Origin of the sequence: Saccharomonospora halophila 8 (assembly GCF_000383775.1) — a bacterium.
Taxonomy (GTDB): Bacteria; Actinomycetota; Actinomycetes; order Mycobacteriales; family Pseudonocardiaceae; genus Saccharomonospora; species Saccharomonospora halophila.
Genome location: NZ_KB912557.1, coordinates 127,229 through 135,249, shown reverse-complemented (window position 1 = coordinate 135,249; position 8,021 = coordinate 127,229). Strand labels below are relative to the sequence as shown.

The following is an 8,021-nucleotide window of genomic DNA, read 5'->3' as shown; positions in this document are numbered from 1 at the left end:
CGGCGGACGCGGCGGCCGCCGCCGACTTCGCGGTGCTGGCGATGCCCCTCACCGGGGCGGACCGGCTGCCGGTCGCGGAGCTGGCCGACAAGGTCGTACTGGACACGAACAACTACATGGTCTGGCGCGACGGCCACATCCCGGCGATCGATTCGGGCGCCAGAACCGAGCACGAGCTGCGCCAGGAGCAACTCCCGACATCCAGGATCGCCAAGGCGTTCACCCACATCCAGGCGCCGACCCTGCTCTCCGCCGGGCGGCCCGCCGGAGACCCCGACCGGTTGGCGCTGTCGGTGTCGAGCGATTTCCCCGACGCCGTCGCGCTCGTGACCCGGCTCTACGACCGGTTCGGCTTCGACACCGTGGACAACAGTCCGCTGCGGGAGTCCTGGCGCACCACGCCGGGTCAACCCGCCTGGCACCGCCATGCCCAGCAGAACCGCGCCGAGCTCGCCCGCAACCTGCGCGACGCGCGGTTCGTGCCGCACGCGCGCCCCTGACCACGAGCACCCGATTCAGCACAACATCATCGAAAGGGAGACCCATGACGACACGACCGCTTGAGGGCAGGACCGCACTGGTGACCGGGGGATCCCGGGGCGTGGGCGCGGGCATCGTCGCCCGCCTGGCCGCCGACGGCGCGACGGTCGCGTTCACCTACGCCCGGTCGGATTCGCAGGCGGACGCTGTCGCGGCCGCGGCCGTCGCGGCGGGAGGCACCGCACACCCGATCCGTGCCGACAGCATGCAGGAACAGGACGTCGCAGCCGCCGTCACCCAGGCCGTCGAGCGGTTCGGTGGCCTGGACATCCTGGTGAACAACGCCGGCGTCGGCTTCTTCGCCCCGATCACCGAGCTGCGGATGGACCAGATCGACGCGATGCTGACGGTCAATGTGCGGTCCGCCGTCGTCGCGATCCGCGAGTCCCTGCCCCACCTGGGCGAGGGCGGGCGGATCATCAACATCGGAAGCATCAACGCCGACCGCACGCCCTTCCCCGAGCAGTCGATCTACGCACTGACCAAGGGGGCGCTGGCGAGCCTGACCCGCGGCCTCGCGCGGGAACTGGCACCGCGCGGGATCACCATCAACAACGTCCAACCCGGACCGGTCGACACCGACGCCAACCCCGCCGACGGGCCGGTCGCGCCGGCCATGGCCGGCATCACGGCGACCGAACGTTACGGCACCGCCGCCGAGATCGGCGCCTTCGTCTCCTACCTCGCCGGGCCCGACACCGCCTACATCACCGGTTCCAGCCTGAACATCGACGGCGGCTTCACCGCCTGACTGGACCGAAAGGCGCACTGACGCCTCCGCATCGGCGCGTACGATCCCCTTCGTGGTACGAGCTGCTCGGTGGACTGGTCGATGAGGATTCCGCTGCCGCGTGGCGCGGGAGGCTGCCGAATGTCTACGACAATCGCTTGGTGCGGTCGTTGCTGGTTGACGTGCAGGCCCCAACGCCGCTCGTGGCCGTGGGCCCTGCTTTCAGGAGCGCGGGCGCCGCGTTGTTCGCCGAGAGGTCGCGCGTGATTCAGCTGCTCGACCGTGTGCCTGTCTCGCCGATGTGACGAGAGTATGTGTTAGGGGCTCTGGGAAGCGACCGGCTACCTTCCTGATTCCGCCTGAGCAGTTCAGACGCTGTCGGGCTACGTCGTCTTCTTCGACGAGCCGCCAGATGCTCGGGGTCGGCCATGCGGCAGCACAATCCGCGCGGGAATCTCGTGTTGCTGGCACAGCGCGAGCAGGCCGGTGCCGTCGATGAGCTGTAGCGGTTTGCCGTTGGCGAATTCGTGGCTGGAGGGGCCGTACCCTGCGGTGGTGATGAGAATGCCTTTGGTCGCGCCCTCGTGCTGCACGGTGCCGTAGAGGTCCCGGACGGCGGTGGGTTGCACTGCCTTGGTGTACCGCTTCGCCTGAATGATGAACTTGCCACCGGTGATCGGGTCTGGGTCGTATGCTACGCAGTCCACCCCGCCGTCGCCGTCCGCCTTGTATACTTTGGTGTCGAAGCCCATGTGGGTGAACAGGTTCTGGATGAAATGCTCGAACTCCTTCGCGGACAAGTCCACCAGGTTGGGCCTACGGTCGATCTCGCTGATCACGTCTACCGGCTCGATGACTCGAGGATCGGCCATGTCGAAGCTCATCACGGGGGTAACCGCGACCAATTCCTCAGGATGTGGGGAGACGGTGGCGGCGAAGTGCTTGGTGACGCAAGTTACTGCGTCGAGTCGGTCCAGCACCAATTGTTCGTAATGTTCACGCGTGGCGCGCAGGGTGATCAGACACCGGCGCACACGCTGGCCAGTGGCGCGGTCAACGTCCTCCACGATGCCATTGAAGGTGACAGTGTTGACCAGTCGTCCCGCAGGGTCCGAGTCGAACACCGCGCGAAGGACGACCAGCGCAATCTGAGCCGAGAGTTGCTGATAGGCGATACGGATATCCGCGCTACTGCGCGCGCTGGAGTCGATGGTGTCACGCGTCTTGACGTACTTGAAAGATCGCTCCGAGGGAATGGTGTCGAGGCCAGGAAGTCGCCATTCGACGGCGAGTAAGGTCGATTCCGGAACATAACCGGCTTTGCGTTTGTCAGGGAACTCGGACGGCATACGGATCGTGTCGATGATGCGCTGGTAGTAGTAGCTGACGGCGTGCCGGTCCCCGGAGCGAACGCCTTGGGCGAGCTCGTCGACCCATGCGTTTTGGGTGGCCACTCGCGTTCGCTCGGCTTCCTGGAGTGCTGCGTGTGCCGTTCGTTTCTCCCGTACCCGTTGAAGGCGGGCTCTCTCGGTTGCCTCGTATTCACGCGAGGCCTCAGCGAAGCGGTGTTCGGCGAAGGCTTTCCGCTCGGCATACCGGGAATATCCGCCGAACCATCGCCCGATCAGGCTCGGTGGTCGCGGGGCGAAGTCGTCCCAACGGGGCCGTGGTGCCGGGTTCGCGTCCGCGCCAAGGTCCAGTTGCGGGAGAGTCGCGCGTTCTTTCATACTCTCGAAGTCGAGTGGTCGGACCGGGGTAGCCAGGGCGTTGGACAGCAAGCCCGTCAGCTCGGCCATCTGTGTCTCAACGTGCCTGGTTCGTTCTTCCGCTTCCGCCTGGCGTTGTTTCTGGTAGGTCTCCCGAGCGGCCTTTTCCTTTGCCTTGCGAACGCGTTCCGCCTCGCGTTGCGCCTTCTCCGCTTCGCGGCGCATCGCGGCCTGCCGTCGCTCCCATTCCGAACGTCCCTGTGCCATCGACAGTTCCTATCGATCGACCGACTACGCCGCTCCCGAACGTAGTCAGAGTCGTGCGCGTCGTCGCCGGCCTTGAGGACATCGCACCCGGACGGACCTCAGTCGATCTGCCGATCGAGGCACACAAAAAGCGGTCTGTGCACATTACGTACACACCCGCCCGGGGGTTGGCGCTCACGGGTCTCGTAGCGACCGCGAACCCCGCCGATCACCGCCCGCTGGCCGGTTGAATGGATTATCCCGACATCAAGAAAGTCGTTGCGATCCCCGATGGTGGGGGGTGACGCGTGCACGGCAAGGGCAGCGAGCAGGCGAGTAGGTCGAACGGACCAAGAATACCGGCACTCGCACCGGCTACACCTATCTGTACTCCGCCGTCAACGCTTCCTCCCGGCTTCCTAATCGGCGGGTCCAGATGTGATCGATGCGATGTTGGTGGTGGCTTCGAAGCGCAGGGCGAGCTTATCGTATCGGGTTGCGAACCCGCGGTGTTGTTTGTGCAGGTTGATGTTGCACTCGACGGGGTGCCGCTGCTTGTGGGCGTCGGGATCGAACGTGGGTGAAACCCAAGGTTGGCTGGTTTCTGTGGGAAGTCGTTCTTTAGCGTCGATACTCTGTGCCAGACTGAAATCACCAGCGGTTACGTCCGGCGGACGACACAGACCCACACGAGGCCGATATGGCGACGTCAGACCAGCACGGCACGAAGTACCAACCGACGAGGAAACCGCGTACCGCACTGGACCACCAGATACGCGACGTACGGCAAGAGACGTTGCAGGAGTTCGCCGAGTACGCCGAGCGTTTCCCCCACGACCACGGCGAACCGGGCACGCTGAGCGTGCGGCACCTCGACCGGCTGGTCAATGGACGCGGCCTGCACGGTAAGCCGCTGGGCAAGCCGCGTCCGGCGACCGCACGCCTGCTGGAACGGATCTTCGGTATCCCGATCGACGTTCTCCTCTCGCCCCCTGTGCCAGAAGAGGACCGGACCCCGGTCGATGGTCACGCCCCGTGCCTCCGATTGGACGATGCCTACGTCGAGACCTTGCACAGCCGTATCGCCGAGTTGGTTGACCTCGACCTTTACCTCGGCGGGGACCATTTCTCCGACGTAGCCCTCGAACTCTTCCGGTCGGTCCACCGTAAGCTAGGAGCCAACCGGTGCGAGCCCGCCATCGAACGCGACCTCTACGCCGCAGCCGGAGAACTCGGCGAAGTCGCAGGGTGGTTGCTCTACGACGCGGGCGAACACGACCTCGTGCGCCGCATCAACCACGAAGCCCTGCACCTGTCACGCCTGGCCGGTGATCACAGCATGGAACTGCTGATCCTGCATAACATGTCAATGCACGCAGGCCACCTCGGCCGCCCCAGCGAAGCCCTTCGCATCGCCCGAATGGTGCTGGAGACGAACACGCTCTCACCTCGCCTCGAAGCGCTCTTCCGTACCCGAGAGGCCCGCGCGCTCGCCCTGGACGGAGACGACACCGCAGCCGAACGCACCTTTCGTCAGGCGCGATCTCTGTACCTGGATGGCGTGCGCGATGAGGACCCAGCCTGGGCGTGGTGGATCAACGATCAGGAGTTGGCCTGGCACGAAGCCGTGATTCGATCAAACTCCGGCGAATGGTGCTCCGCTGCCGACACCTTCTTCGCTTCCATCCAGGTCAGTCCTCGCCGCGAAGTCCGACGCCGTTACAATCATCTGGCGTCCCTACTCGACGCGCAGATTCGGGTGGGCGCATGGCGTGATGTTGACCAGACCATTGAGCGTGTCATGCCGTACGTCGACGAGGTCGGTTCAACCCGCACCGCGACGACGCTGCTCGGGGCACTCGACCAGCTGGATGCCACACGTGGCAACCTCCTCTGTACGCGAGAGCGCTGTACAGCTTCGAAACTTGTTGACCGAGGCCGGATACAGCCGCTGACCGACACTGGTTACGACGAACGCGCCCATGCCAAGTGGTCACGAGAAATGTAGGACGAGATTCTAGGAAGGTGCGACCGCGCAAGTGGGAGGGCACCTACCAAGGCACCCGTATTCAACGCTTTATTCACCCCGGCATCGACTTCGACGCGGCAATTGTGGACGACATCGCCACGGCCTACCCTGTACCCGATCCCGCAGAGTGAGGACGCCATGACCGAGATCCGCTTCGGCCGTGACCAGCACGGCGCCGTCACCGTGCTCGTTCCCGACGGGTACGAGCCGATCGATGAGCTCCTCAGCGACGACGTCACCGACGACCGCGACATGCTCGCCGAAATTCTCGATCACGCGCGCAACCCCACCCAAGAAGAGTGGGGAACCGGTGGGAATGCCTGCTGGGTCAGCATCACGCCCGACGCTGTGACCGTCGACAACGAGTACAGCGGCCAGACCACAACGCTTGGCCACGCCGAGTTCATCGAGATCGTCGAGGCATACCGCCGTGAACTCGACGCCACCGAGGCTGATCGCTGAGTCGGTCACGAAACAGCTGCCGTCCATCCCGCCCGCCGGCGCGGCCCCCGCCGCCCGGTCAGCCGTTGGCCAGCCCGGTGATGCCCGTGGCGTAGACACCCTCGGCGAAGGTGGTGGTCAGCTTCTCTTCGTCGGCGGCATCCGCGTCGTAGTCGGCCCACCATTCGACGAAGGTGTCGCCGGTCGCGGTGACCGGGGCGAGCCGGATGGTGCTGACGTAGCTGCGGAGGGGGAACGGGCTGTCGAGGATGCGGTAGGTGTAGCTGTGGTCGACGTCGTCGAGCGTGAGCAGCTGCTCGCGGACGACGCCGCCGTCGGCCAGGGTCAGCCGCCGGATGGCGCCGACCTCGCCCGCGCCGGGGCCGGGTTCGATCTCGCTGTTCGTGATGGCCGGGTGCCAGGACGCCAGGCCGTTGAAGTCGCGGACGCGCCGCCACACCTCGTCGACGTCGCCGGGCACGATTCCGCTCGCGTAGGGCCGGGGCATCTACTTCTCCTTCGCGGTCGACAACGCCTTGAACTCACGGGTGCGGGCGGTGAGCGCCTGCTCCACGGGCAGCCGTTCCATGCTGCTGGCGCCGTAGAAGCCGTGGCAGAACGCGGTCCGCGCCAGGACGTACGAGGCGTCCTCCGGCGTGGCGATCGGGCCGCCGTGGCACAGCACCAGCACGTCGTCGCGGACCTCGCGGGCCGCGGCGGACCACTCGTCGATCGCGGCGACACAGTCGTCGAGCGTCTTCGCGGTCTCCGCGCCGATCGTGCCGCCGGTGGTCAGGCCCATGTGGCAGACGAGGATGTCCGCACCGGCCTCGGTCATCGCGCGGGCGTCGTCGGTGGAGAACACGTACGGCGTGGTGAGCAGGTCCGCCCGCCGCGCGGCGGCGACCATGTCCACCTCGTGCGCGTAGCCCATGCCGGTCTCTTCGAGGTTCGTGCGGAACGTGCCGTCGATGAGGCCGACGGTGGGGAAGTTCTGCACCCCGGAGAAGCCGAGGTCGGTCAGGCGGCGCAGGAACCGGTCGGTGTCCAGGAACGGGTCGGTGGCGTTGACACCCGCGAGCACCGGGGTGTGCCGGACGACGGGCAGCACCTCGTCGGCCATCTCGACGACGATGTCGTTGGCGTTGCCGTAGGCCAGCAGGCCGGCCAGCGACCCGCGGCCCGCCATCCGGAAACGGCCCGAATTGTAGAGGACGATGAGGTCGATCCCGCCGTCCTCCTCGCACTTCGCGGACAGCCCGGTGCCCGCGCCGCCGCCGACGATCGGCTCGCCGCGCGCGGCCATCGCGGTGAACTTCTCCAGCAGCTCGCGTCTGTCGATCCGGGGCACGGCTACCTCCTCGTCACGTCGTCGAACGCCGCCAGCAGCTCCTCCGCGAAGCCGGAGTCGTTGAGGTGCCGCGGCGACCGGATCACCCGCCGGTCCGGGGTCTGCTCCACCTCGGCTTCGAGGGTGTCGAACAACACGGCGTCCACCTCCGGATCGTGGAACGGCTGTCCGGGCGCGTCCAGCGCCGACACGCCGCCCTCGGGGAGCAGGAACCGGACCGGACCGTCGCAGGCGTTGAGCTTGCGCGCCAAAAAACCGCCGATCTGGCGTGCCTCGTCGGCGGTGGTGCGCATCAGCGTGACCTGCGGGTTGTGCGGGTAGAACAGCCGGTCGGCGTAGCGCGGCGGCACGGTGTCCGGAGCGCCGAAGTTGACCATGTCCAGCGCGCCGCAGGAGCCGACGTAGGGGATTCCGGTGCGGGCGACGGCGTCCAGCCGGTCCTCCCCGGCGGCGAGGACACCGCCCGCGACGAGGTCGCACACCTCGGTGGTGGAGATGTCCAGGACGGCGGCGAGGTGTCCGTCGTCGGCGAGTTTCTCCATCGCCGCGCCGCCGATGCCGGTCGCGTGAAACACGAGGCAGTCGTGGTCGTCGCCGAGCCGCCGGGTCACGGCGTCCACGCACGGGGTGGTGACGCCGAACATCGTCAACCCGACGGCGGGCCGCTCGTCGGTGACGGCCACCGGGTGGGCGCAGGCGCCCGCGAGGGCGTGCGCGGCGTTGCCGAGCACGCGGCGTGAGATCCGGTTCAGCCCGGCGACGTCGGTGACCGAGTGCAGCATCGCGAGGTCGCTCGCGCCGACGTACGAGCTGACGTCCCCGGCCGCCATGGTCGACACCATGAACTTGCCCACGCCGACCGGCAGCGCGCGCAGCGCCGGTGTGATCAGCGCCGTGCCGCCGGAGCCGCCGAGCCCGAGCACCCCGTCGACGTCACCGCGGGCCGGCAGAAACCGCGCGAACGCCTCGGTCATCGCG

Annotated in this window: 9 protein-coding genes; 5 read left to right on the top strand and 4 right to left on the bottom strand. The window is 67.0% G+C overall.

The window, feature by feature from the left end:
• The coding region (locus tag SACHA_RS21990) for an NADPH-dependent F420 reductase (RefSeq protein WP_039738940.1) at window positions 1-500 on the top strand (500 nt) is incomplete at its 5' end.
• Between the two features lie 44 nt (window positions 501-544).
• Entirely contained in the window at window positions 545-1,291 is a 747-nt protein-coding gene (locus tag SACHA_RS0113075) for an SDR family oxidoreductase (RefSeq protein WP_028663148.1), read from the top strand.
• Window positions 1,292-1,653: 362 nt separating this feature from the next.
• Here the strand turns inward: SACHA_RS0113075 and SACHA_RS21985 are convergent, their stop codons facing one another.
• Window positions 1,654-3,243 (bottom strand): restriction endonuclease, encoded by a 1,590-nt coding sequence (locus SACHA_RS21985; protein ID WP_051110217.1) that lies wholly within the window; start codon window positions 3,241-3,243, stop codon window positions 1,654-1,656.
• Between the two features lie 679 nt (window positions 3,244-3,922).
• Here SACHA_RS21985 and SACHA_RS23425 point away from each other — a divergent pair.
• Genes SACHA_RS23425 through SACHA_RS0113055 form a run of 3 tightly spaced genes read left to right on the top strand, consistent with a single transcriptional unit; the run spans window position 3,923 to window position 5,713 of the window.
• Window positions 3,923-5,230, top strand: a complete 1,308-nt coding sequence (locus SACHA_RS23425; RefSeq protein WP_232211872.1) for a tetratricopeptide repeat protein — start codon at window positions 3,923-3,925, stop codon at window positions 5,228-5,230.
• A gap of 17 nt (window positions 5,231-5,247) precedes the next feature.
• Window positions 5,248-5,382 (top strand): hypothetical protein, encoded by a 135-nt coding sequence (locus tag SACHA_RS26450; RefSeq protein WP_269634181.1) that lies wholly within the window; start codon window positions 5,248-5,250, stop codon window positions 5,380-5,382.
• Window positions 5,383-5,389: 7 nt separating this feature from the next.
• A complete protein-coding gene (locus SACHA_RS0113055) occupies window positions 5,390-5,713 on the top strand; it encodes a hypothetical protein (protein WP_019810482.1) in 324 nt (107 codons plus the stop codon).
• A gap of 58 nt (window positions 5,714-5,771) precedes the next feature.
• Here the strand turns inward: SACHA_RS0113055 and SACHA_RS0113050 are convergent, their stop codons facing one another.
• From SACHA_RS0113050 to SACHA_RS21975, 3 genes are all read right to left on the bottom strand, one after another.
• A complete protein-coding gene (locus SACHA_RS0113050) occupies window positions 5,772-6,200 on the bottom strand; it encodes an SRPBCC family protein (RefSeq protein WP_019810480.1) in 429 nt (142 codons plus the stop codon).
• A complete protein-coding gene (locus SACHA_RS0113045) occupies window positions 6,201-7,043 on the bottom strand; it encodes a phosphoenolpyruvate hydrolase family protein (RefSeq protein ID WP_019810478.1) in 843 nt (280 codons plus the stop codon).
• Between the two features lie 2 nt (window positions 7,044-7,045).
• On the bottom strand, window positions 7,046-8,021 hold a 976-nt coding region (locus SACHA_RS21975), incomplete at its 5' end, for a Tm-1-like ATP-binding domain-containing protein (RefSeq protein ID WP_039738938.1).

Excerpts from the sequence above, each read along its gene's own strand:
- SACHA_RS0113055 (WP_019810482.1), top strand. The coding sequence starts at position 5,390 with ATGACCGAGATCCGCTTCGGCCGTGACCAGCACGGCGCCGTCACCGTG.
- SACHA_RS0113075 (WP_028663148.1), top strand. The coding sequence starts at position 545 with ATGACGACACGACCGCTTGAGGGCAGGACCGCACTGGTGACCGGGGGA.
- SACHA_RS21985 (WP_051110217.1), bottom strand. The coding sequence starts at position 3,243 with ATGGCACAGGGACGTTCGGAATGGGAGCGACGGCAGGCCGCGATGCGC.
- SACHA_RS0113050 (WP_019810480.1), bottom strand. The coding sequence starts at position 6,200 with ATGCCCCGGCCCTACGCGAGCGGAATCGTGCCCGGCGACGTCGACGAG.
- SACHA_RS23425 (WP_232211872.1), top strand. The coding sequence starts at position 3,923 with ATGGCGACGTCAGACCAGCACGGCACGAAGTACCAACCGACGAGGAAA.